The sequence below is a fragment of the Cupriavidus sp. 05L411 genome, from assembly GCF_056398045.1.
This window is the reverse complement of sequence record NZ_JBFTOQ010000006.1, coordinates 216,441-240,658: the sequence shown is the minus strand read 5'-3', so window position 1 is coordinate 240,658 and position 24,218 is coordinate 216,441. Positions and strand designations below refer to the sequence as shown.

General features: G+C 67.2%; 22 protein-coding genes. 3 read left to right on the top strand and 19 right to left on the bottom strand.

All coding sequences use genetic code 11. From position 1 onward, the window contains the following. Nucleotides 1-44: 44 nt before the first annotated feature. The 8 genes from AC1DQR_RS09590 to AC1DQR_RS09555 all read right to left on the bottom strand — a co-directional run bounded on the left by AC1DQR_RS09590 (nt 45) and on the right by AC1DQR_RS09555 (nt 9,554). The gene (locus AC1DQR_RS09590) at nt 45-857 is read right to left on the bottom strand and encodes a M55 family metallopeptidase (RefSeq protein WP_416048796.1); all 813 of its coding nucleotides are present in this window, start codon (nt 855-857) and stop codon (nt 45-47) included. Between the two features lie 13 nt (nt 858-870). Further along, a complete protein-coding gene (locus tag AC1DQR_RS09585; RefSeq protein WP_477132922.1) occupies nt 871-1,938 on the bottom strand; it encodes a DmpA family aminopeptidase in 1,068 nt (355 codons plus the stop codon). A gap of 13 nt (nt 1,939-1,951) precedes the next feature. Then, complete coding sequence (gene gsiD, locus AC1DQR_RS09580; RefSeq protein ID WP_183031225.1) at nt 1,952-2,869, bottom strand: glutathione ABC transporter permease GsiD; 918 nt, start codon at nt 2,867-2,869, stop codon at nt 1,952-1,954. Between the two features lie 11 nt (nt 2,870-2,880). Then, on the bottom strand, nt 2,881-3,801 hold the full coding sequence (gene gsiC, locus AC1DQR_RS09575; protein WP_416048798.1) for a glutathione ABC transporter permease GsiC: 921 nt from the start codon (nt 3,799-3,801) through the stop codon (nt 2,881-2,883). 154 nt (nt 3,802-3,955) lie between these two features. After that, nucleotides 3,956-5,503, bottom strand: coding sequence for a glutathione ABC transporter substrate-binding protein GsiB (gene gsiB / locus AC1DQR_RS09570; RefSeq protein ID WP_253928212.1), 1,548 nt, complete (start codon nt 5,501-5,503; stop codon nt 3,956-3,958). 23 nt (nt 5,504-5,526) lie between these two features. Continuing rightward, on the bottom strand, nt 5,527-7,416 hold the full coding sequence (locus AC1DQR_RS09565) for a dipeptide ABC transporter ATP-binding protein (protein WP_183031227.1): 1,890 nt from the start codon (nt 7,414-7,416) through the stop codon (nt 5,527-5,529). Nucleotides 7,417-7,509: 93 nt separating this feature from the next. Further along, nucleotides 7,510-8,463, bottom strand: coding sequence for an isoaspartyl peptidase/L-asparaginase family protein (locus AC1DQR_RS09560; RefSeq protein ID WP_416048799.1), 954 nt, complete (start codon nt 8,461-8,463; stop codon nt 7,510-7,512). A 5-nt stretch (nt 8,464-8,468) separates the two neighbouring features. Then, on the bottom strand, nt 8,469-9,554 hold the full coding sequence (locus tag AC1DQR_RS09555) for a MurR/RpiR family transcriptional regulator (protein ID WP_416048800.1): 1,086 nt from the start codon (nt 9,552-9,554) through the stop codon (nt 8,469-8,471). A gap of 256 nt (nt 9,555-9,810) precedes the next feature. Between AC1DQR_RS09555 and AC1DQR_RS09550 the strand changes: the two genes are divergently transcribed. After that, the gene (locus AC1DQR_RS09550) at nt 9,811-11,757 is read left to right on the top strand and encodes an ATP-binding cassette domain-containing protein (protein ID WP_416048801.1); all 1,947 of its coding nucleotides are present in this window, start codon (nt 9,811-9,813) and stop codon (nt 11,755-11,757) included. Nucleotides 11,758-11,846: 89 nt separating this feature from the next. Here AC1DQR_RS09550 and AC1DQR_RS09545 read toward each other — a convergent pair whose 3' ends face one another. From AC1DQR_RS09545 to alr, 5 genes are all read right to left on the bottom strand, one after another. Then, entirely contained in the window at nt 11,847-12,332 is a 486-nt protein-coding gene (locus tag AC1DQR_RS09545) for a disulfide bond formation protein B (RefSeq protein ID WP_416048802.1), read from the bottom strand. A 59-nt stretch (nt 12,333-12,391) separates the two neighbouring features. Further along, nucleotides 12,392-13,045 (bottom strand): GNAT family N-acetyltransferase, encoded by a 654-nt coding sequence (locus tag AC1DQR_RS09540; RefSeq protein WP_477132921.1) that lies wholly within the window; start codon nt 13,043-13,045, stop codon nt 12,392-12,394. Between the two features lie 25 nt (nt 13,046-13,070). Continuing rightward, nucleotides 13,071-13,652: a hypothetical protein gene (locus AC1DQR_RS09535; RefSeq protein ID WP_477132920.1), complete on the bottom strand. Its 582-nt coding sequence runs from the start codon at nt 13,650-13,652 to the stop codon at nt 13,071-13,073. 110 nt (nt 13,653-13,762) lie between these two features. Then, on the bottom strand, nt 13,763-15,124 hold the full coding sequence (gene radA, locus AC1DQR_RS09530) for a DNA repair protein RadA (RefSeq protein ID WP_006161974.1): 1,362 nt from the start codon (nt 15,122-15,124) through the stop codon (nt 13,763-13,765). Between the two features lie 130 nt (nt 15,125-15,254). Then, complete coding sequence (gene alr, locus AC1DQR_RS09525) at nt 15,255-16,370, bottom strand: alanine racemase (RefSeq protein WP_416048805.1); 1,116 nt, start codon at nt 16,368-16,370, stop codon at nt 15,255-15,257. Between the two features lie 450 nt (nt 16,371-16,820). On the opposite strand from alr, the gene lplT reads away from it, so the two are divergent. Continuing rightward, complete coding sequence (gene lplT, locus AC1DQR_RS09520) at nt 16,821-18,140, top strand: lysophospholipid transporter LplT (RefSeq protein WP_477132919.1); 1,320 nt, start codon at nt 16,821-16,823, stop codon at nt 18,138-18,140. A 139-nt stretch (nt 18,141-18,279) separates the two neighbouring features. Here lplT and AC1DQR_RS09515 read toward each other — a convergent pair whose 3' ends face one another. From AC1DQR_RS09515 to tsaB, 4 genes are all read right to left on the bottom strand, one after another. Continuing rightward, nucleotides 18,280-19,446, bottom strand: coding sequence for a DUF1853 family protein (locus tag AC1DQR_RS09515; protein WP_477132918.1), 1,167 nt, complete (start codon nt 19,444-19,446; stop codon nt 18,280-18,282). After that, entirely contained in the window at nt 19,421-20,368 is a 948-nt protein-coding gene (locus AC1DQR_RS09510) for a uracil-DNA glycosylase (protein ID WP_477132917.1), read from the bottom strand. Before AC1DQR_RS09510 ends, AC1DQR_RS09515 begins: the two co-directional genes overlap by 26 nt. Next, nucleotides 20,365-20,850, bottom strand: a complete 486-nt coding sequence (rimI, locus tag AC1DQR_RS09505; protein ID WP_416050501.1) for a ribosomal protein S18-alanine N-acetyltransferase — start codon at nt 20,848-20,850, stop codon at nt 20,365-20,367. Before rimI ends, AC1DQR_RS09510 begins: the two co-directional genes overlap by 4 nt. 101 nt (nt 20,851-20,951) lie before the next feature. Continuing rightward, entirely contained in the window at nt 20,952-21,719 is a 768-nt protein-coding gene (gene tsaB, locus AC1DQR_RS09500) for a tRNA (adenosine(37)-N6)-threonylcarbamoyltransferase complex dimerization subunit type 1 TsaB (RefSeq protein ID WP_416048809.1), read from the bottom strand. A gap of 199 nt (nt 21,720-21,918) precedes the next feature. Between tsaB and AC1DQR_RS09495 the strand changes: the two genes are divergently transcribed. Next, entirely contained in the window at nt 21,919-22,188 is a 270-nt protein-coding gene (locus tag AC1DQR_RS09495; RefSeq protein WP_416048810.1) for an acyl-CoA-binding protein, read from the top strand. Between the two features lie 45 nt (nt 22,189-22,233). Here AC1DQR_RS09495 and AC1DQR_RS09490 read toward each other — a convergent pair whose 3' ends face one another. Next, the gene (locus tag AC1DQR_RS09490; RefSeq protein ID WP_416048811.1) at nt 22,234-23,703 is read right to left on the bottom strand and encodes a DHA2 family efflux MFS transporter permease subunit; all 1,470 of its coding nucleotides are present in this window, start codon (nt 23,701-23,703) and stop codon (nt 22,234-22,236) included. Then, nucleotides 23,700-24,170, bottom strand: coding sequence for an SRPBCC family protein (locus AC1DQR_RS09485; protein ID WP_150983551.1), 471 nt, complete (start codon nt 24,168-24,170; stop codon nt 23,700-23,702). The genes AC1DQR_RS09490 and AC1DQR_RS09485 overlap by 4 nt, the downstream gene beginning before the upstream one ends. Nucleotides 24,171-24,218: the final 48 nt, after the last annotated feature.

The window sequence follows — 24,218 nt, the reverse complement described above, 5'->3', positions numbered from 1 at the left end:
CGGGTACTTTCGGGCACAACCGCCTCAACAGGCCACGCCGCGCCCTACTTCAGCATGAACGACATCGCCGACAGGCAGTTCAGCATGCGCACGGCCGCCTGCACCGAAGCGGCATCGAATACCAGCGTCACGCCATCCACGCGCTCCAGCGCGGGCCACTGGCAGAACAGATCGGCAAAGGCCGGGCCCTGGGTTTGCAAGCGGCAGCGGATCGGGCCGCTGATCTTCAGGGGCTGCCCGGCCTGCTCGCGTACGGCTTGCTCGGCTTGCGCAGCAATGGCATCGCGCGATGCGGCAAGCGACAGCGTGGTGCCGCTGCCTTGCCCGCCGGCTTGCTTGGTCTGCACATAGCGCACCCAGGGCATCAGCGCTCGGGTCTCTTCCACGAAGACATCGTCGCCGCTGGCCATCAGCACCGGCACGCCGAATTCGCCCGCCAGGGCGCCGTAGATCCCGGCCTCGCCCAGTTCCTGGCCGTTGAGCCAGATGCGGGCGAACGCGCTGCTGTTGATGGTGTGGGCAAGGATACCGCGGCTTTGCGCGCGGCCGTGGTAGCCGATCATGAAGACGCCGTCGCAGTCGTGCACCCCGGCCATCATGCCAAGGTAGCGCGGCTTGCCTAGCACCAGGCGCGCGCGCGGGTCGAGCTGATCCGGCAGCAGGTTGCGAAAGCCGCCGTGGGAGTCGTTGACCAGCACTTCGGCCGCGCCGCCCGCGAAGGCGCCCTGCACGGCGGCATTGGCTTCGGCCGTCATCCAGGCGCGGGCGCGTTCGTACTCGCCGTTGCCCGCGCGAGTCTGCTCGGGATGGAAAACCCCGGCTACGCCTTCGATGTCGGTGGAAATCAGGATCTTCATGGCTTGTGGAGATTCAGTTCGTCGGTGCCGCGCGCAGCAGCCATTGCGGCAGCTCGGGCATCAGTTCGCGCAGCGCGACACGCTGGTGCCCATCGCGGCCACGCACGGTTTCGGCCTGCCACAGCGCATGCAGGATGGCCTGCTCAACGCTGTCGGCGGCGGCATGGAACAGCGCATCGAGCCGGGTTTCGTGCAGCATGGCCAGCGCCGGCATGGGCGCGCCGGCTTGCTGCGGCACGGTGTAGGCGGTGGAAAAAGCGAGCGCGATGTCACCCGAGCCGTGGCCGAATACCGAGCCGGTACGCGCCAGGCCCGCCCCCGCGCGTAGCGACAGGCGGCGCAGCTGGCGGGCGTCGAGCGGCGCGTCGGTGGCCAGGATCATGATGATCGAGCCCTTCTCCGGCCCTGACTCCGCCGGCGCTTGCGTATGCGCCTGGAGCCGTTCGGCCAGCAAGCCGCCAAGGCGCGCGCCGGCCACGGTAAAGCTGGGCAAGGTGCCGAAGTTCGCCTGCACCAGCACGCCCACATGGTATCCGCCCACCTGGCGGGAGGCAGAGCCGATGCCGCCTTTCAGTCCGAACGACGACATGCCGCGCCCTGCCCCGACAGCGCCCTGCGCGAAATCCACGCTGGCCGCGGCGCAGGCTTGCGCATAGTGCGTCTCCTGCACGGCCATCGCCTGTATGTCGTTCAGGTAGCCATCATTGCACTCGAACACCAGCGGGTTGACCGTTGGCCAGGCACGCCCGATCTCCGGATTGGCCGCAATGGCCTGCCGGATCTGCGCCTGCGACAGCGCGCCCACGGCGAAGGTGTTGCTCAGCGCGATGGGCGTCTCCAGCACGCCGAGCTCTTCCACCTGCACCAGGCCCACGCTCTTGCCAAAGCCATTGAGCACGGTCGCGGCGGCCGGCACCTTGTCGGTGAACAGGTTGCCGCCGTGCGGCAGCACCACCGTCACACCGGTCTGGCAAGCGCCGTCGGCCAGCGTGCATTGGCCAACCGCCACGCCCGGCACGTCGGTGATGCTGTTGCGCGCGCCAGCTGGCAACGCGCCGATATGCGGCATGGATCCGGACATCCGCGTGCGCTCCTTAGCGCCGGTCGATCTTCGGATCCAGCGCGTCGCGCAGGCCGTCGCCCAGCAGGTTGAACGCCAGCACGGTCAGGAAGATGGCCAGGCTGGGGAAAATCGCCACGTGCGGCGCGGTCACCATGTCGGCGCGGGCTTCGTTGAGCATCGCGCCCCACTCCGGCGTGGGCGGCTGCGCGCCCAGGCCCAGGAAGGACAGGCTGGCGGCGGTGATGATCGAGGTGCCGATGCGCATCGAGAAATACACCACGATGGACGAGATGGTGCCCGGCAGGATGTGGCGCATCAGGATGGTGAAGTCGGACGCGCCAATGCTGCGCGCGGCTTCCACATACGTCAGGCGCTTGAGCATCAGCGTATTGCCGCGCACCAGGCGGGCGAACGCCGGGATGCTGAACACCGCCACCGCGAAGATCACGTTGGTCATGCCGTTGCCAAGGATGGCCACGATGCCGATCGCCAGCAGGATGCCGGGGAAGGCGAACAGCACGTCGGAGATACGCATCACGATGCGGTCCCACCAGCCTTCGTAGTAGCCGGCCAGCAGGCCGAGCACGGTGCCCACGATGGCGCCGATGATCACCGAGAAGAAGCCCGCCGCCAGCGAGATGCGGGCACCGGCCAGGATGCGGCTGAAGATGTCGCGCCCGAGCGAATCGACGCCGAACCAGTGCGCGGCGGAGGGGCCGGCATTGAGCGCGTCGTAGTCGAAGAAGTTCTCCGGATCGTAAGGCACCAGGTGCGGGGCGAGGACCGCCACCGCCACCAGCAGCAGCACGAACACGCCGGCGCCGAGTGCCAGGTGCTGCTTGCGGAATTTACGCCAGAACTCGGTCCAGGGCGTGCGCACGGCTTCTTGCGTGGCGGCTGCGGCCGGAACGGCGGGCTCGCCGTTGGCGGGCGTGGATAGCTGGGTCATGCCGGCCTCACTTACTTGTAACGAATGGCGGGGTTGATGACGGTGTACAGCACGTCGACCACCAGGTTGATCAGGATGAACTCGAGCGAGAACAGCAGCACCTCGGCCTGGATGACCGGGTAGTCGCGCATCTCGACCGCGTCCACCAGCAGGCGTCCGAGGCCGGGCCAGTTGAACACCTTTTCCACCACGATCGAGCCGCCCAGCAGGAAGCCGAACTGCAGGCCCATCATGGTCACCACGGGAATCATGGCGTTGCGCAGGCAGTGCTTGGCCACCACCAGGAACTCGCCCACGCCCTTTGCGCGCGCGGTCCGCACGAAATCTTCATTCAGCACCTCGACAAAGGAGGCGCGGGTAAAACGTGCCATCACGGCGGCCACCGCGGCGCCCAGCGTGATCGACGGCAGGATGTAGTGCTTCCAGGTATCGGCGCCGATCGACGGCAGCCAGCCCAGCTGCACCGAGAACACCTCCATCAGCAGCATGCCCAGCGCGAAGGCGGGAAACGAAATGCCGGACACGGCGAGCGTCATGCCGAAGCGGTCGGGCCAGCGGTTGCGCCAGACGGCCGAGCTGATCCCGATCACCATGCCGAAGATCACCGCCCACACCATCGAGGCCAGCGTCAGGTACAGGGTCGGCATGAAGCGGTCGCCGATTTCCTCGCTGACCGGACGCTTGGTGCGCAGCGAATTGCCAAACTCCCAGCGCACGGCGTTCGAGAAAAATTGCACGAACTGCTCGGGCAGCGGTTTGTCCAGGCCGAGATCGCGGCGCACCAGTTCCACCGTGGCCTGGTCGGCCTCGGGGCCGGCCGCGAGCCGGGCGGGATCGCCGGGCAACAGGTGGACGAACAGGAACACCAGCACTGCCACGATCAGCAATGTGGGGATCACGCCCAGGAATCGTTTGAGAAAGTAATTCAGCATGATGCACCGGATGATTAAAGACCGCGGGCCGCCCGCCCTGCCCCCGCGACTGTGGGCAGGCGGCCGTGCGCGGCTTACTGCGCTGTACCGCTAAGCGATGGCTGAGCGCGTGGCACCGCGCTGATGGGACGCGCCACGCGTCAAGCCAATGCGCTTACTGCTTGATGTCGATCTCGTCGAAGCTGAACGAGCCGTCCGGCGTCACGTAGGCGCCCGTCAGGCGCTTGCTGCGCGCATACAGCACCTTTTCGGTCACCAGGAACGCCCAGGGCGCATCCTTCCAGATGTGTTCCTGCGCGTCCTTGTACAGACGGGCCTTCTCGCCACGGTCAGTGGTACGCAGGGCGCCGGCGATGTCGGCGTCGACCTGGTCGTTCTTGTAGTACGCGGTGTTCAGCAGCTTGGGCGGCATCGATTCCGAGGCCAGCAGCGGACGCAGCGCCCAGTCGGACTCGCCGGTCGACGACGACCAGCCTACGTAGTACATGCGCACGCCGGCGTCTTCCGGCTTCTGCACGCTCTCCACCTTCTCGACGCGCTGGCCGGCTTCGAGCGCTTGCACGGTCGCCTTGATGCCGACTTGCTGCAGTTGCTGCTGCACGAACTGGATCACCTTCTGCGCGGTGGTGTGGTTGTACGCGGACCACAGCGTGGTCTCGAAGCCGTTCGGGTAGCCGGCTTCCTTGAGCAGTGCGCGTGCCTTGGCCGGGTCATACGGCCACGGGCCCAGCTTCTCGGCGTAGTCCACGCCCGCGGGCACCACGCCGTCCATCGGCGTGGCGTAACCGGCGAAGGCTACCTTGGCCAGCGCGTCCTTGTTGATGGCGTAGTTGATGGCCTGGCGCACCTTCGGGTCGTTGAACGGCTTGACCATGGTGTTCATGCTCAGGTAGCGCTGGATGATCGAGGGCGAGGCGATCAGGTCCACCTTGGCACTGCCCTTGAGCACGGCCGCCTGTTCGAACGGGATGCTGAAGGCAAAATCCGCCTCGCCAGTCTGCATGATGGCGGCGCGCGTGTTGTTGTCCACCACCGGCTTCCAGGTGATGGTGTCGATCTTGGGATAGCCGGTCTTCCAGAAGCCGGCGAATTTCTTGCCCTTCAGGTGATCGGGCTGCTTCCACTCGACGAACTCGAACGGGCCGGTGCCGACCGGGTGGAAGGCGATGTCCTTGCCGTACTTCTGCAGCGCGGCGGGCGAGATCATCACGGCGGACGGGTGGGCCAGCACGTTGATGAACGGCGAGAACGGCTCCTTCAGCGTGACCTTGACAGTGTTGGCGTCAACCACTTCCGTCTTGGCCACGCGGTTGAACAGCGTGTAGCGCTTGAGCTTGTTGGCCGGATTGGTGACGCGGTCGAAGTTGGCCTTGACGGCGGCGGCATCGAATGCGGTGCCGTCGTGGAACTTCACGTTCTTCTTCAGCTTGATGGTGTACGTCAGGCCATCCTTGCTGGCTTCATAGCTCTCGGCCAGCACGTTGATCAGCTTCATGTCCTTGTCAAAGCCGAACAGACCTTGGTAGAAGGACTTGGCGGCGGCCTGCGACAGCGTGTCGTTGGCGTCGTACGGGTCGAGCGTGGTGAAGGTGGAGTACACCGCCATCACGGCATCCTTGGCGGCAAAGGCGGGACCTGCGCCGAACGCGGCCAGGGCCAGGCCACCGGCGATCAACTTGGAAGGGGCCAAACGGGTCATCATCGATTCTCCTTGGTTTCGTCAGTTCAGTAGGCGCCGCCGATGGCGTGCCGGGCTACAAAATGATGGGATGCGGCGTTGCCGCCGACTGCTACGAGCGGCTGCACCACCGGCTCGTCGCCGAGCGCGCGGATCGGGCTGGGCATTTCGTCCGAGAGCGGCTCGCGCTTGAGGTGGCGGCGCGCCGGATCGGCGATCGGCACCGCCGACATCAGCTTCCTGGTGTACGGGTGCTGCGGGTTTTCAAAAATGGCGCGACGCGGGCCGATCTCGACGATCTGGCCCAGGTACATCACCGCCACGCGGTGGCTCACGCGCTCCACCACGGCCATGTCATGCGAAATGAAGAGGAACGCAATGCCCATCTCGCGCTGCAGGTCCAGCATCAGGTTGACGATCTGCGCCTGGATGGAAACGTCSAGCGCGGASACCGATTCGTCAGCMACCACCACCTTCGGGTTCAAGGCGAGCGCACGCGCAATGCAGATGCGCTGGCGCTGGCCGCCCGAGAACTCGTGCGGGTAGCGCGAGGCGTGCGCGGCCGACAAGCCCACCTTTTCCAGCAGCCAGGCCACGCGCTGCTCGGCCTCCTTGCCGCTGGCTACCTTGTGCACCAGCAGCGGCTCCATGATGGAGTAGCCCACCGGCACGCGCGGGTCGAGCGAGGCGAACGGGTCCTGGAAGATGAACTGGATATTGCGGCGCAGGGTCTGCAAGGCGCCGCCACGCATCTGGCTGATGTCCTGTCCGTTGAACTCGATGGTGCCGCTCTGGCTGTCGACCAGGCGCAGCAGCGAGCGGCCGGTGGTGGACTTGCCGCAGCCCGACTCGCCCACCAGCGCCAGGGTCTCGCCGGGGTAGAGGTCAAAGCTCACACGCTCCACCGCGTGCACGCGGCGCGCCACGCGGCCCAGCAGGCCGCCCGGCACGTCGAAGCGGGTCACCAGATCGCGCACGCGCAGGATCGGCGAGGCGTCCACCGCCACCGTATCCTGCGGCACCGGCGCCACCGGCTCGCCCTGGTCCAGCTGCACCAGCGGGAACTTGGCCGGCCAGTCGGTGCCGCGCATGGCGCCCAGCTTGGGCACCGCGGACAGCAGCGCACGGGTGTAGGGATGCGCGGGCTTGCCGAAGACTTGCTCGGAAGTGCCCTCCTCCACCTTCTCGCCGCGGTACATCACCAGCACGCGGTCGGCCACCTCGGCCACCACGCCCATGTCGTGGGTGATGAAGACCACGGCCATGTCCATCTCGGACTGCAGGTTGCGGATCAGTTGCAGGATCTCGGCCTGGATGGTGACGTCGAGCGCCGTGGTGGGTTCGTCGGCGATCAGCAGCGCCGGCTTGCACGATAGCGCCATGGCGATCATCACGCGCTGGCGCATGCCGCCGGAGAGCTGGTGCGGGAAGCGGTCCAGCACACGGCGCGCCTCGGGAATGCGCACGATCTCCAGCATGCGCAGGGCTTCGGCGCGCGCCTCGGCGCGACTCTTGCCCTGGTGCAGGCGGATCGATTCGGCAATCTGCTCGCCCACCGGAAATACCGGGTTGAGCGAGGTCATCGGCTCCTGGAAAATCATCGCCACGTCGCTGCCGCGCACGCGGCGCATGGCAGCGCCATCGGCGGTGGCGAGATCGAGCACCTGGCCATTGCGCCGTCGCAGCGCCATGCTGCCGGTGGCGATCTTGCCGCCGCCGTGTTCCACCAGGCGCATCAGCGCGAGCGAGGTCACCGACTTGCCCGAGCCCGACTCGCCCACCACGGCCAGCGTCTCGCCACGATCGACGTGGAAAGACAGGTTGCGCACGGCTTCCACCGTGCGCTCCGAGGTGGAGAAACGCACAGTGAGATCGTTGACGGCTACCACGCGTTGCGCTGGCAGGACGATGGTCGACTGGGAAGAGGATGCAGCCACTGGGCCCCCTTTAGTGCCTAGGTTGATGCTTTGTTGGTGCTTTGCTTGGTGCGTTGCTTGCCATGCGGATGCCGCTGCCGTACTCGCGCACGCTCAGCCGTAGATCCACACATTGACCGCCTCGCCCACCCGGGCGAAGCCACGGTACATGCCTTCGGTATTGAACGGCAGCGTGACGTTGCCGTCACGGTCCACGGCGATGAGGCCGCCGCGCCCTTCGATGGCAGGCAGCTTTTCCATCACCACGCGGCGTGCGGCTTCTTCCAGCGGCACGCTCGCGTAGCGCATCTGCGCCGCCACGTCGTACGCGGCCACGGTGCGGATGAACATTTCGCCGGTGCCGGTGGCGGACACCGCCGCCACATCGTCGGCAAAGCAGCCGGCGCCGACGATGGGCGTATCGCCCACCCGGCCTACCTGCTTGTTGGTCACGCCGCCGGTGGAAGTCGCTGCGGCCAGGCGCCCCTGCGCATCGAACGCCACCGCGCCAACCGTGCCGAACTTGGTGTCCGGGTCAATGGGTTCCGCGGCCAGCGTGGCGGCGTCGTGGTCCAGCAGGGTCGTGCCGCTGGCGGCGCGGGCGCGCGCCCACTGATCGGTGCGCGCCTGCGTGAAGTAATAGTCCGGTGTCACCAGTTCCAGGCCCTGCGCTTGCGCGAAGGCCTCGGCGCCCTCCCCGGCGAACAGCACGTGCTGGCTCTTCTCCATCACGGCGCGCGCGGCCAGCACCGGGTTGCGCAGGTGCTTGACGCAGGCCACCGCGCCGGCACCCAGCGTGGCGCCGTCCATGATCGCGGCGTCCAGCTCATAGGTGCCGGCGTGGGTCAGCACCGAGCCGCGGCCGGCATTGAACAACGGGCAATCCTCCAGCAGGCGCACGGCCTCGGTGACAGCGTCGAGCGCGCTGCCGCCATCGGCCAGCACGCGCTGGCCGGCTTCAAGCACGGCGCTCAGCGCGGCGGTGTATTCGGCTTCCTTGGCGGGGCTCATAGCGGCACGGGTAATGGTGCCGGCGCCGCCGTGGATAGCAATGACTGGGGTGTTCATGAGGTTCACGATGCGTTCGGGGAAGTCTTTTTGCGGCGTGCCGTGGCCGCCTTGGCGCGGCCTTCAGCCGCTTCGTCGTGGCGTTGTTCGCGCTGTTCGCGCCCATCCCGCCCTTGTCCGGGGGGCGCGCCGTGCAGCCACGGCAGCAGGAAGTCGGTCATCTCGGCGGCGGCCTTGACGGCATGCGCGGCGCGATACGCCACCGCGCCGCACAGCGCCTCGATGAAGGCCAGCACAGCCGCATCCGAATTGGCGGAAAGCTGGCGTCCGGTCTGGGCGTACAGCGCGATATCGGCCAGCGGCGCCAGCGGCGAAGTGGGCCCGTCGGTCAGCGCCAGGATGTGCGCGCCATGCGAGCGTGCACGCTTGGCGATGGCCACGGTGTCATACACATAGCGCGGGAAGCCGATCACGATCAGCAGGTCGCGCGGCTGCAGCTTGAACAACTGGCGCGCCGCGGTGGACGCACCGCCCGCGCCCGAGACCGAGATCACGGTGCGGCAGGACATATCCAGTCCATGCTGCAGCAGCCCTGCCAGGAAGCCGCTGGCGCCGAAGCCCACCACGAAGATGCGCTCCGCCGCCAGGATGGCCTCCACCGCGCGCTCGCAGGTCTCGGCATCGAGTGCGCGCCGCGAGGCTTCGAGGTTGCGCACATCCTCCTCCAGCGACGCGGCAAACACTTCGGCCACCGTGGCGGGACGCGCCAGTTCGGTGCGCAATTTCTCAACTGGTGCAAGCGTTGCCTCGAAACCGCGCACCAGTTCGGCGCGGAACTGCGGGAAGCCTTCGAAGCCCAGCGCATGCGCGAAGCGGTTCGCGGTGGCCACCGACACCGCCACGGCATCGGCGAATTCGTCGATGCGCATGGTGGCGGCGCGGAACGGGTTGCCCAGCACGTACTCCGCCATGCGCTGGTGCGCTGGCGTGAGCGTGGGCAAGGCGCGGGCGATGCGCTCCGCGATCGAAGCGCTGCCGTTACTGCCGTTACTGCCGTTTTTTCCGGCAGAGCCGTGGGTACCGTTACCGATGGTCATGGCGCGTGCATTGGGTTGGTCGGAGATGCGCGCAGCGGGAAACAGCGTTTTCATCCGGCGCGGATCTATGTAAATAAATTTACACGCAAACCCCATGCCATGAAAATAGAGTTTTACCAGCCCAAGGGTTTTCACCTAGGCATATCGAAAACAAAGACGGCCATACGCCATGCGCCGAGCGTTCCGGGGGCGCCGCCATACGAAGCGGCTACAATGCCGGGTTGCCCCGTGCCATGCCGGGGCAGGTTAGATTTCGAGCTACAAGGGCAACCGCCCCAGACCCGCAGCCTTCTTCAGCCTTTCCCCTCCCGTGATCCGAATCGACCAGCTAGTCCTCCAGCGCGGCACCAAGGTGCTGTTCGACCACACCAGCGTGACGCTGAACCCCGGCGAGCGCGTCGGCCTTGTCGGTGCCAACGGCAGCGGCAAGTCGACCCTGTTCGCCATGCTGCGCGGCGAATTGCAGGCGGACGGCGGCGACGTGGCCATCCCGCCGCAGTGGCGTACTGCCCACGTGGCGCAGGAAACCCCCGCGGTCATGCGCAGTGCGGTGGAATACACGATCGACGGCGATACCCGGTTGCGCGACATCGAAGCGCGCATCGCCGCGGCCCAGGCCAGCGGCGATGGCAGCGCCGAGGGCGAAGCGCACGGCGCCTTTGCCGATGCCGACGGCTACACCGCGCCGGCACGCGCGGAGGCCCTGCTGCTGGGGCTGGGCTTTACGCTGGCGCAGGTATCGCAGCCGGTGGCCTCGTTCTCCGGCGGCTGGCGCATGCGSCTGAACCTGGCGCAGGCGCTGATGTGCCCGTCCGACCTGCTGCTGCTCGACGARCCCACCAACCACCTGGACCTGGACGCCATCGTCTGGCTGGAAGACTGGCTGGCGCGCTATCCGGGCACGCTGGTGATGATTTCCCACGATCGCGAATTCCTCGATGCGATCTGCAATGTCACCGTGCACATCGAGAACCAGCAGTTGCGCCGCTACGGCGGCAACTACAGCCAGTTCGAGACGCTGCGCCTGCAGCAGATGGCCTTGCAGCAGTCCGCCTACTCGCGCCAGCAAAAGGAAATCGCCCACCTCGAATCCTTCATCACCCGCTTCAAGGCCAAGGCCAGCAAGGCACGCCAGGCGCAGAGCCGGGTCAAGGCACTGGAGAAGATGGAGCGGCTGGCGCCGGTGCATATCGCCGCGGGCTTTGCGTTCGAGTTCCGCGAGCCGGATTCGGCGCCCAACCCGATGATGGTGCTCGAAGGCGTGGATTGCGGCTATCCCGCTCCCGCGCCGGACGCGCCGCCCGTGACCATCCTGCACAACCTCACGCTGTCGATCCAGACCGGCCAGCGCATCGGCCTGCTGGGCGCCAACGGCCAGGGCAAGTCAACCCTGGTCAAGACGCTGGCCGCCTCGCAGGAAGCGCTGGCCGGCACGCTGCGCCAGGGCAAGGGCCTGCAGATCGGCTACTTTGCCCAGCACCAGCTGGAAACGCTGCGCGATCACGAGTCCCCGCTGCAGCACTTGGCCCGGCTCGCGCCGGACACCCGCGAGCAGGAACTGCGCGACTTCCTCGGCAGCTTCAACTTCCGCGGCGAAATGGCCACCGCGTCGATCGAGCCGTTCTCCGGCGGCGAGAAGGCGCGCCTGGCGCTGTCGCTGATCGTCTGGCAAAAGCCCAACCTGTTGCTGCTGGATGAGCCGACCAACCACCTGGACCTCGACACCCGCGAGGCCCTCACCATGGCGCTGGCGCAGTTCGAAGGCACGCTGATCGTGGTCTCCCACGACCGGCACCTGCTGCGCGCCACCACCGACCAGTTCCTGTTGGTGGCCGACGGCACCATCCAGCCCTTCGACGGCGACCTGGACGATTACCGCGACTGGCTGCTCAAGCAAGCCGCGGCCAAGCGCAACGCGGCCACCGCGGCGCACGCACAGGAAGACGGTGAAGCGCCAGCCGCCTCCACCGCCAACCGCCGCGACCAGCGCCGCGCCGAGGCCGACGAGCGCCAGCGCCTGACGCAATTGCGCAAGCCGCTGGCCAAGGAGCTGGAAAAGGTGGAAAAGCGCATGGCCGTGCTGCAGCAGGCCAAGAGCGAGATCGACACGTTCATGGCCGACGAAGCCAGCTATGCGGAGGCCAACAAGGCAAAGCTGCTGGAGATGCTCAAGCGCCAGGGCGAGGTCGGCGGCGAGCTGGACACGCTGGAAGAGCGCTGGCTGGAGCTGCAGGAGCAGATCGAACTGATCGTTTGATCGTTTGATCGTTTGATAGTGCGAGGGGTGCCGGGGGCGCCAGCCCCCGGGATGCGCGCGCCGGCAGCCGCCGCTGCGCGCCAGGCAGATCAGCGGTAATTCTTCTCGCGCCGGATCATGCCGACCGCCAGCGTGGCGGACAGGATGAACAGCCAGATCAGCGACCACGCCGGGATCGACAGGCCGAAGATCGGGGGCAGCGGCGTGGTGCACATGCCATCCGAGTAGAACACCTGCGGCAGGATCTTGGCCGTGGGCAACTGGTTGACCCAGTTCTCCAGCGGATCGATGCCGCAGCTAGCCTTGGGGTTGAGCAGCAGCGACACGTGATAGGCCGCCACCGCGATGCCGGCCACGCCGGACAACATGCCCAGGCCCTGCCACAGGCTGCGCGTGTTCTGCGCAATGGCGGCCAGCAGCGAGAACAGGCCGATGCCAACGAAGGCAAAGCGCTGCATSACGCARAGCGGGCAWGGCTGGTAACCCTCCACATGCTGCAGGTAGAGGGCATAGCCGACCAGGCCGAACGAAATCGCGGCGATCAGCAAAAAGAAACTACGGGAATTGGCTTGCATGGCTCACTAGCAGAAAAGGGCCGGGCGACATGCGCCGGCGCGCAATACGAGGCACATTATTACCGATTTTGCGGACCGCGCCCGCCCAATCCGTTGCGATGGGCAAGGCGCTGCTTGCGGCGGATTGACGCATGCCAGCGCGCCAACGGCAAGCGGTAGAGCCAATGCTTGCGCAGCGGGCTGTCCGGCGCGACCGCCGGGTGCTCGAAGGTGCCGTCCGCCACCATGCCCAGCCGCTCCATCACGGCCCGCGAACGGACGTTGGGCAGCGCGGTGAACGAGACGATTTCCGCCAGCGCCAGTTGCTCGAAGCCAAAGCGCAGCGCGGCCTGCGCCGCCTCAGAGGCATAACCCTGCCCCCAGTACGCCTGCGCCAGGCGCCAGCCGATTTCCACACAGGGCGAAAACGGCAACGCAGCGGCAGGCTCGTGCAGGCCGACAAAGCCGATGAATGCGCCATCGGCCTTGCGCTCGACCGCCCAAAAGCCCCAGCCCCGCTGCGCGATCAGCGCCTGGCAGCGCAGCGCCATCGCGTCGCTGGCCGCGCGGTCCAGCGGCGCGGGGAAACACGCCATCACCACGGGATCGGCATTGAGCGCGGTAAAGGGTGCGAAATCCGCCTCACGCCACTGGCGCAGGCGCAGCCGCGCGGTTTCCAGCACGACCGGCTCATGGCCAGCCGTGCCTGGCGCCGAAGGGCATTGATCGGGCATGGTGGCAGCTTCTCCTGGGCCAGTGTCAGCGCGCAGCGGCGCCCTGCTCCGCCCGGCTGCGCTCGTAGGCTTTGAGCGCCCGCGCATCCGCGTGGCTGACAAGCTCGCAGATCAGCAGCGTCTTGCCAGGCAGCGCGGCGCTTTCGCGCGCCACGATGGAAACGGTGCCGAGATCGGGCAGGGGCTGCTGAGCGGCCGGCAGAGCGCGGGCAAAGCCCTTGGTGGCGGTGCCCAGCAACGTCGAAGGCTCCTGCTTGAGCTGGTAGCGCGCGGCCAGCGCTTCGGCCTGCAGGCCTTGCACCAGCACACCAGCCGACGTACCGGCGAATACCACTTCATCACTTTGGAAACCGTCCTGCCCGATGGGCTGCGGCAGCTTGTAGATGGCCGCGCCCAGCCTGGACAGATCCGGCTTGGCGAGCTTCTCGGCGGCCTCATAAAGCGCGGTGGCGGATTTCGTGGTGTAGGGCGGCTTGCACAGCGCTGCGTCAAAGAACGCCTTGCTGGCATCGGCCGCGGCGGCGGCGCCGGACACCGAGAGCAGCGTGGCGCCGCAGCCGATCGCGGCTAGCAGGCCGGCGTGGCGTCGGACGTTGAAAGTGCGCATGGATGAACTCCGATTGGAAAGTGATTCGGAATATACCCAAAGTTGCAGAAAAAAGGGCCAGGCTTGGACCAGAAATAGACCAGGAATGGAGCAGGAGCGGGCTGGACGCCTCATTCCATATGCCGAACCCGGTCGATCGCCTGCTCCAGCCGCTCCACCGCAATCACTTCCAGGCCCTCGATCTTCTGCTTGGGCGCATTGGCCTTGGGGATTACCGCGATCGAGAAGCCCAGCTTGGCCGCCTCGCGCAAGCGGTCCTGCCCGCGCGGGCTGGGCCGGATCTCACCGGCCAGGCCGATTTCGCCAAACACCACCAGGCCGCGTGGCAGCGGCTTGTTGCGCATGGAGGAGTGAATGGCCAGCAGCACCGCCAGGTCGGCGGCCGGCTCGGTGATCTTGACCCCGCCCACGGCGTTGAGGAAGACGTCCTGGTCAAAGCAGGCAATGCCGGCATGGCGGTGCAGCACCGCCAGCAGCATGGCCAGCCGGTTCTGCTCCAGACCCACCGCCAGGCGCCGCGGGTTCGGCACGTTAGCCGTGTCGACCAGCGCCTGCACCTCCACCAGCAGCGGCCGCGTGCCCTCCTGCGTCACCAGCACGCAGGAGCCGGGCACCACCTGCTCATGCTGCGACAGGAACAGCGCGGACGGGTTGCTGACCCCGCGCAGGCCGCGCTCGGTCATGGCGAACACGCCCAGCTCGTTGACCGCGCCAAAACGGTTCTTGAAAGCACGGATCAGGCGGTGCGAGGAATGCGTGTCGCCCTCGAAATACAGCACGGTATCGACGATGTGCTCCAGCACGCGCGGGCCGGCCAGGCTGCCGTCCTTGGTCACGTGGCCGACCAGGATGATGGTGGTGCCGGTGCTCTTGGCAATCCGGGTCAGCTGGGCCGCGCACTCGCGCACCTGGGCGACCGAACCTGGCGCCGAGGTCAGCGCATCCGAGAACAAGGTCTGGATCGAATCGATCACCGCGACCTCGGGCTTTTCCACCTCCAGCGTGGCCTGGATCTTCTCGAGCTGGATCTCGGCCAGCAGCGCCAGGTGCGGGCTGTCCACGCCCAGGCGCTGCGCCCGCAATGCGATCTGCGCGCCGGACTCCTCGCCGCTGACGTACAGCACGCGGCGCTGCGCGGACAGGTTGGCCAGGGCTTGCAGCAGCAAGGTGGACTTGCCGATGCCGGGATCGCCGCCGATCAGCACCACCCCGCCCGATACCAGGCCACCGCCGAGCACGCGGTCGAACTCCTCGATGCCGCTGGAAAAGCGCGGCACGTCGGCGGCGTCGATCTCCGACAGGCGCTGCACCATGGCCGAGGCCGCCAGCGGCTGGAAGCGCTTGGTCGAAGGGGTTTCCGCCACGCTCTCCACCAGCGTGTTCCATTGCTGGCACTGCGGGCACTGGCCTTGCCAGCGCGGCGAGGTGCCGCCGCACTCTGTGCAGGTATAGACGTTCTTGGGCTTGGCCAACTGAGGTCCTAGGGGATGCTGAAGGGGCTGCTAAAGGGGATGCTGAAAAGGAAGCGCAAGGGATTGGCGGGGCTCGGGATCGGTCGCCTGGGCCGGGACGAATGCCCCGGCCCCTGCCCTGCATGGCCGCTCAGGCCGGCGCAGGCTGCTCCGGCGCTGTCAGGGTCGCCACCGTGACGGGCACCCGGGGCGCCAGCGCGCACATCAGTTCATAGCCCACGGTGCCGCTGGCCACGGCGACGTCGTCGATCGGCAAGCCCTGGCCCCACAGGGTCACGGCGCTTCCCACCTTGGCCCTCGGGCAAGGTGTCAGGTCGACGCAGATCATGTCCATGGAGACCCGGCCCACCAGATGGGTGCGCACGCCGTCGACCAGCACCGGCGCCGGCTTGTCGCCCCAGCCTGCCGCGTGGCGCGGATAGCCGTCGGCATAGCCGCAGGCCACCACGCCGATGCGCATCGGCCGCTCGGCCGTGAACAGCGAGCCATAGCCGACGGTATCGCCCGGCTGCAGGTCCTGCACCGAAATCAGCTCGCTGTGCAGCGACATGGCCGGCTGCAGCCCAAAGCTGGCCACATCGGCCGCGACGCCCGTGGGCGAGGCACCGTACAGCACCACGCCGGGACGGACCCATGCGCGATGGGCCTGGGGATGCCACAGCGTGGCGGCCGAGTTGGACAAGCTGGCCTCGCCCGGTAGGTTGGCGGTAGTGGCGTCGAAGACTTCCAGCTGGTGCGCGACGCCGCGTGCGCTGTCGGCGTCCGAGAAATGGGTCATGTGCACGATGCTGCCTACGCATGGCAGGGTTCGCGCGCGCTCCCAGGCTGTGCGGTACTGCTCCGGGCGGAAGCCCAGCCGGTTCATGCCGGTGTTGAGCTTGAGCTGGATGCCCAGCGGCCCCTTGGGACGCGCCACTTCCAGCATGCGCAGTTGCTCCTCGCAATGCACCGCGGTGGTGAGACGGTACTGCTCCAGCAAGGGGACGTCCTGCGGCTGGAAGAAACCCTCAAGCAGCAGGATCGGGCCTTGCCAGCCCAGCTCGCGCAGCAGCACGGCTTCGTTCAGGTCGAGCAGGCCGAAGCCGTCGGCGGCGCGCAGGCCGGCGAATGCCCGGCGGATGCCGTGGCCGTAGGCGTTGGCCTTGATCACGGCCCAGACGCGCGACTGGGGTGCGCAACGGCGCACTACGTCCAGGTTGTTGGCCAGGGCCGGTTGATGAATGACGGCGTGAATGGGTCTTGGCATGAGATCGCTTCTAGTGCTTTTTACTGCTTCTAGTGGCTTGCGGCGCGGCGGATCGGCGGGGATCCTGGCTGTCGGCCGGATCACTTCCGCCGCGTGGATGCACCATATCCGGGAAGACCCGGTACGCGCAGCGCGTCGCACAGACGTTATTTGAACACATTAGGGCAAACATTTAGGGAATCGCTGCGCGCTTGCGCTGTCCAACCGGCGGCCCGTGGAAGCTCGGAATCGCCTTATTTTCGTGTTATAAAGCCGGACGTTCCGGCCATGTTTTAAAAGTGATGCAATATGTCGAACACGGTCAGGCAAGCTGCGCAGCGATCCCACGGCTGGCCCGGGCATCACTTTGACAACGACACGGGCCCAGGTTCCCCACAGGCAACAACAGCACCCAGCGGCGCGCTGCTGCCTGACATGTACGGTGATAGCGATGGAGATAGAGTCCAAAGTATGAAGAAGGGTTTTTATACCATCATGGCCGCGCAGTTCTTCTCCTCGCTGGCCGACAATGCGCTCCTCATCGCCGCTATCGCCCTTCTGACCGAGCTGCACTCTCCACAGTGGATGACACCGCTGCTCAAATTGTTCTTCGTGCTGTCCTACGTCGTGCTGGCGGCCTTCGTGGGCGCTTTCGCCGACTCGATGCCCAAGGGCAAGGTGATGTTCATCACCAACACCATCAAGATTGCGGGGTGCGCCATCATGATGTTCGGGTTGCACCCGCTGCTGGCCTACGGCATCGTCGGGTTCGGCGCAGCGGCGTACTCGCCCGCCAAGTACGGCATCCTCACTGAGCTGCTGCCGCCCGAGAAACTGGTTGCCGCCAATGGCTGGATCGAAGGCCTGACGGTGTGCTCGATCATCCTGGGCACCGTGGTGGGCGGGGCACTGATCTCGGTGCACATCTCGCAACTTCTGCTCGGCATCGACGTTCCCTACGTCAACACAGGCATCAATACCCCGGCCGAGGCGGCCATGGTGGTGATCATGATGTTCTATGTGATCGCAGCCGTATTCAACCTGTTCATCCCCGAGACGGGCGCCCGCTACCCCCAGCAGGAAAAGAACCCGATCAAGCTGATCGCCGAGTTCGCTGATTGCTTTACCGCCCTGTGGCGCGACAAGCTCGGCCAGATCTCGCTGGCCGTGACCACGCTGTTCTGGGGTGCCGGCGCCACCCTGCAGTTCATCGTGCTGAAATGGGCGGAAAAATCGCTCGGCCTGAACCTGTCGCAAGGCGCCCTGCTGCAAGCGGTGGTGGCGGTGGGCGTGGCGGTAGGCGCGATCATGGCGGCCATGCGCATCCCCTTGCGCAAGTCGCTGTCGGTGCTGCCGTTTGGCGTGGCGATGGGCGTGGTGGTGATGCTGATGGCCTTCTATACCAAGAACAGCCTGCCCGAGATTTCGCTGGATGTGCTCGGCATGCACATGCCGCTGTACATGGCGATCGCCTACGTCTTCCTGATGCTGGTAGGTGGCATGTCCGGGTACTTCGTGGTGCCGATGAACGCGCTGCTGCAACACCGCGGGCACGTCCTGCTGTCGGCCGGCCATTCGATCGCCGTGCAGAACTTCAACGAGAACGTCTCGGTGCTGCTGATGCTGTGCCTGTACGCGCTGCTGATCAAGCTCAATGTGCCGATCGGCATTGTCATCGTGGCCTTCGGCATCTTCGTGTGCGCCACCATGCTGCTGGTGATGCGCCAGCACCGCTACAACGTGCGCAACTTCAATTCGCTCGCCATGATCGGCGAGGACAAGCACCACTAAGAGGCTGTTTCAAAATGAAGCGAAGCGGTTCTGGCTAGGCCTGCGGCCGCAGACAGTACAAGTGGTACGGCAAGGTCGCGCAACGACGCCAGCATCTTTTTGAAACGGCCTCTAAGCGTCGCTTGCGCCACGGGCCGGTTCAGCCCACCGGCCTGGCGATGCGCTCGCGCGCCCGCTCCTCCCACCCCGGCGGCACCACGAACCCGCGGGTACGCTCGCGCCACACGCCGGGCTGCCCCGCCGGCTCTACCTCGCACAGCATCACCGGCGCTTCCCGGCGCCAGTTCTTCTCGTGATGCGTCTCCGCAAAACGCAGCGCCAGTGCCTCATGAATCGCCTCGGCGGTCTCCGTGTGCGCTTGCGGCACCCTGGCCGGCGCCATCCACGCCGAGCGCGGCAGCCGGTACCAGCGCGAGCCTTCGCGCTTGCCAGCCCAGGCCAGCCAGTCCGGCAAGGTGGACCACCATCCGCGCAGGTGATCCGGCGCGATGCCCAGGCTGCCGATGGACTGCGGCACCACGCCATCCCGGTAGAACAGCCAGCCGAGCAGGTAGACCTCGCTGCGGTCGACAGGGCGGCCCAGCAGCGCCAGGGCCTCGGGGGTGCGTGACAGCGGCAGTTGCCTGCGCACAATATGATCCAGCTTGTCGCCCAGGCGGTCCACCAGGTTGGGGCCGACGAAGCAATGGCGGTCCAGCATGGCAGCGCCGGGCCCGCCGCCGCGCGGCGCGCCGTGCGGCGCAGGCTCGACCAGCAGGTAGAACTTGGCCGCCATCTCCCAGTGCACGGTGGCGCCGCTGGCCACGTCGCGCCAGACAAAATCGAGCTCGCCCAGCGTTTGCACGCCATGCGCGCCGGCACGGCGCACCGGCAGGTTCGCCGCAAGCAGCTCCAGCCCCTCGGCGTGTTCCAGCGTGAATTGCAGCAGGCGCTCCGCATGCCGGCCCAGCCGCAGGCTGGGCGCGGGCGACGGGCCGCGCACGCGTTGCTGCTCCAGGCCCGCGGCAAGCTCGGCARTGGTGGGGGGTAGCGCGGCGGGGTCGGCAGCGGGCAGCCAACGCTGCCAGGCGGCCAGCGCCCCTTCCGGCCAGCGCGCGAGCGCCGCTGGCGAATGCCCGGGGGCGTTGCCATTGATGCTGGCGTTGCCTGCGTCGTCCGTCGGCAGGAATGCCAGCAGCGGAGGCGACAGCGAGCACCAGGCGAGCTCGCGCAGGCGCTGCGAGACGGCATGGCGCCAGAGCGGCGCCATCTCGATGGCGCCGCCGGGGCTCAGCGCGAACTCAGGCCTTGGCTCCCGCACGGGCATGTACCTCGCGGGCCAGGCACAGGTCTTCCCAGGCACGCGCCTTGTCGGACAAGGTGCGCAACAGGTAGGCCGGGTGGTAGGTCACCACCACCGGAATGCCTTCGTAGCTATGGACAGTGCCGCGCAGCTTGCCGATCGGCGTGGTGGTGCGCAGCAGGGACTGGGCGGCAAAGCGCCCCAGCACCACGATCAGCTTGGGCTGGATCAGCGCGATCTGCCGGCGCAGGTAAGGCTCGCACTGGGCGACCTCCTCCGGCTCGGGATTGCGGTTGCCGGGCGGGCGGCACTTCAGCACGTTGGCGATAAACACGTTGCGCCCGCGCGCCAGGCCGACCGCCGCCAGCATATTGTCCAGCAGCTTGCCGGCCTGGCCCACGAAGGGCTCGCCTTGCAGGTCCTCGTTTTCGCCTGGGGCTTCGCCGACCAGCACCCATTCGGCCTGGCGGTCACCCACGCCGAACACGGTCTGGGTGCGGCCATCGCACAACTGGCAATCGGTGCAGCCGGAGACCCGCTGCGCAAGCGCGGCCCAGTCCAGGCGCGCAATCACGGCTTCGCGCGTGCCGGTATCTGCCAGCGCCACCGCAGGCTCAGACGGCATGCGCGCGACGGCGGCTTCGGCCGTGGCCGACACGCCCGCTTCCATATCGGCTTGTGCCGACCATGCGGAAGGCGCTGCTTCGGCCTGCGCTCCGGGCTGGGCTTCGTCCACGCCAGCGTCGGCCACGGCGGCGAGCGTCACGGCGGCCTGGGCCGCTTCGCGCGAGGCCGTGTCGTCGTTGACGATGGGATCTTCGGCGCTCGGGTCGGCGAGCCCCGCCATGGCGGATGGCTCGACCGCCTCCGGCAGGGCTGGCGCGCGGCGCAGCACCCATTCATCGGCAATGCCGAGCACTTCGAGGAACCTGGCGCGGCGGCTCATGGCACGGCCTCCGTGGGCGCCCACGCGCGGCGCAGCACAAGCGCATCCTCGCGCGTCTGGCCGGCTGCGGGGTAATAGCCCTTGCGCCGGCCGATCTCGGCAAAGCCTGCCTGACGGTACAGCTCGATGGCACCCACATTGGAGGGCCGCACTTCGAGCAGCATGGTGTGCAGATGATGCGCGTGCGAGGTAGCCATGGCAGCGGCCAGCAGCAGCCGGCCAAGGCCGCCGCGCTGACGCGCCGGGTCCACGGTGATATTGAGCAGGTGCATCTCGTCGACAACCGGCATCAGCACCGTGTAGGCGACCAGCACGCCCCCGTTATCCCGCAAGGTCAGGCCGATGTGCCCGGCCTTGACGGAATTCTCGAAATTGGCACGGGTCCATGGGTGGGTGTAGGCCCGGGCTTCGATCTGCGCCACGGCTTCCACGTCCAGCGCCGTCATGCGGCCAATGCTCCAGCCCGCCGGCACGCTTGGCATCACCGGCACCTCGGGCCATGCGTACCCGCTGCCGCACGCTGCATGCGCGCCCTGGCCGGGATTGGCCGAGCCGGCGTCCGGTGGCGGGTTGCGCTCCACGCTCACGGCTGGTCTCCCGCCGCCAGCGCAGCGCGCTGCGCCGCCACGGCCTGGCGCTCGGCGATGGTCTGGGCGACCTTGTCGCGCAGATAGATCGGCATGGCATCGGACGGCGCAACGGTTTCGTTGCGGGCCAGCGCGCGCAAGCCAATCGATACCAGGGCCGGCGCGGCGGGCAAGGCCTCGGGCACGCTGTGCAGCGCCAGCGCCGTGGCCTTGAGGCGCTCGCCAAACACGGCAGCGGCACTGCCCGCGAGCCAGAACGGCCCGGTGGGCAGGCTGACGGCCTCCGGCGGGCACACCTGCATGTCGGTCGCCGCCTGCCACGCCTGCGCGGCGCCATCCCAGCGAAACGCGCCTGCGTAGGCTTCATCCATGCGGGCGTCCAGCGCTACCAGCACGGAGACGTCGGGTGGCAGCGCCGGCATCCCTTCCCCGCCCAGGCGCACGCGTTCGGCGCAAGCCATCAGCGAATTGACGGGAATCACAGGCAGATCGGCGCCAAAGGCCAGGCCCTGGGCCACGCCGCAGGCGGTGCGCAGGCCCGTGAAGGAGCCCGGCCCGGCGCCAAATGCGATGGCGGCACAGTCCGACAGGGCAATGCCAGCTTCGGCCAGCAACTCGCCAGCGGCCGGCAGCACGCGCGAAGACGAGCGCGGGCCGGTGTGTTCATGACGAACCAGGCACTCCAGGGCGCCGCCATCGGCAATGCGCCCGAGCGCGACGGAACACCACTCGGTGGAGGTTTCAACTGCAAGAATCCAGGACATGGCGAGATTGTATCCGGAGCAGCCTCAAAAGCTGAACTAGCGTGCAGTGCGCACGCCCCGCCCGGGGTGCGCCAGACTGAAGCGTTCTTCGGTTTCTTTCGGCTCAAACGCGCGGTGGCGGGCGCTATCATCGCGGCTGCCGGGTCTTTCCCGAACACCGAATCCAGAACGCATCCCCCCATCCAGCCAGGAGAACCCCATGAGCGACCTGAAGGCACGCTTTGCCCAAGCCCAGATCGACGTCAAGCAACTGACCGAGCGCCCCAGCAACATGACCCTGCTGCGCCTCTACGCGCTGTTCAAGCAAGGCAGCGAGGGCGACGCCCATGGCGACAAGCCGGGCATGACCGATTTCGTCGGCCGCTACAAGTTCGAAGCCTGGGAAACGCTCAAGGGCACCGCCCAGGAAGACGCGCAGGAAAAATACATCGCGCTGGTGGAAGAACTGCGCAGCGGCGCCACCGCCTGAAGCCATATGCCATATGGGTTAGCCCGCGCTCAGCCGGCTAACCCTTCAGGCTTCGGCCAGCGGCCTTGGCCGTATCCGCCAGGCTGCCAGGATGGCGGTGGCAATGACAAGGCCAACCGCCAGGAAGGTCTCGTCGAAGGCGCGGATGCGCGCGGCCGGGTCGCCGTCGGTACCGAGCACCGCACCCTGCGCGGCCAGCCGCCATTGCAGGCCGACGCCGGCCAGGCTTACCCCGATCGCACCGCCCAGTTGCCGGATGAAGTTGATGCAACTGGAACCCTGCGCAATCAGCGAATAATCCACGCCCCGCATCGAGCCCAGCGTCAGCGACGGCAGGATGCAGCCAAGCCCGATCCGCCCCAGCACCGCAAACCCCACCAGCAGCAGGTAAGGCGTGGCCTGGGACCCCATCGCCATCAGCAGGAATGAAGCCGACAGCAGCGCGAGCCCGAACGACACCTGCAGGTGTGGCGAGACGCGATGGGTCAGCCGCCCCGCCGCGGCAATGGTCAGGGCCAGCGCGATGCCGGCCGGCAGCAGCACCAGCCCGGCGCGCGACGGCGTATAGGCCAGCGCCATCTGCATGTAGACGGGCAGCAGGTAGGTCGATCCGAACAGCCCCGCGCCGTAGATGAACGCCACCACCGCCCCGGCCGAAAACTGCCGGTAGCTGTACAGGCGCATGTTCATCAGCGGGTTCTCCGCGCGCAACTGCCACAGCACGAACACCACCAGCATCAGCACGCCAAAGCCAGCCAGCGCCATGCCGGCAGGCAGGCTCTCGCGCATCTGCACCAGCCCGTTGAGCAGGCTCACGGTGGCAATGCCGGCCAGGCCCAGGCCCTGCCAGTCGAGCGGCTTGCGCTCGCCCATCATGGCCGAGTCCACCGCCATGAAGCGGCGCGCCATCCACAGCCCAATCAGCGTCAGCGGCACCACCACGAAGAAGATCGAGCGCCAGCCGAAGGCCTCGACCAGGAAGCCGCCCACGCTGGGGCCGAGCGCCGGCGCCAGCACCACCCCAAAGCCGAACATGCTGATCGCCTTGCCCTGCTCGCGCTCCTCGAACACCCGCAGGATCAGGATGTTGGGCAGCGGCTGCAGGATCCCCGCCGCAATGCCCTCGGCCACCCGCATGGCGATCATCACGCCATACGTGGGCGAGAATCCGCCGACCAGCCCKCCCATGCCCAGCAGCAGCAAGCTGCCAATGAACGTGCGGCGCAAGCCGTAGCGGTTAAGCAGCCACGGCGTGAGCAGCATCGACAGCGTCATGGCAATCATGAAGCTGGCCGCCACCCACTGCGCGCTGTCCTGCCCCAGCACGAAATGCCGGCTCAGGTCGGGAATGGCTACGTTGACGATGGTCGACGACACGATCGAGGAGACCGTGCCCAGCATCAGCGTCAGCAGCACCAGCCAGCGCAGCTGGCTGCCATAGCGTGCCCGCAGCGATTCCCGGGTCGGACCACCCGGCTGCCTGCCGGCGGCAGGCGACGAGGGCAGCTCGCTCACCCCAGCCGTCCGAGGGCGGCCAGTTCGCGGATCTTGCGCACGGTGTCGAGGTCGGCCTCGTGATAAGCCGACTTGACGATTTCGGCGAAACGATCGTCGCCGCTGTCGTCCACCGCGGGCATGGTGGTTTCGTAGACAAAGCGCAGCAGCAAGGCGCCCGGGCCCGGCGTCTCGATCGCCATGGTCAGGGTGCCGCCGGCGTGCTCGTCGGTGGGGGCGGTTTCATAGCGCACGACGCGGCGCGGCTCGAAGACGACGCGGTCGCGAATCGTGGCCTTGCCAAAATGCAGCTTGCGCTCGACCCAGTTGTCGCCGCGCTCCACGATCTCCGCGCGGTCCAGCCCCATGACAAACAGCTCGGGCTCGGCACTGCGCAGCACCAGCCCTTGCCAGAGCTGCTCCGGCGTGAGCGTGTCCAACTGGATATTTTGTGGATCGTTGATCTCCACCAGGTGCTCGAAACGCAACTTAACTCTCCCGATCTATAGTTAGCCGATATTATGAAGGTCTGTGCC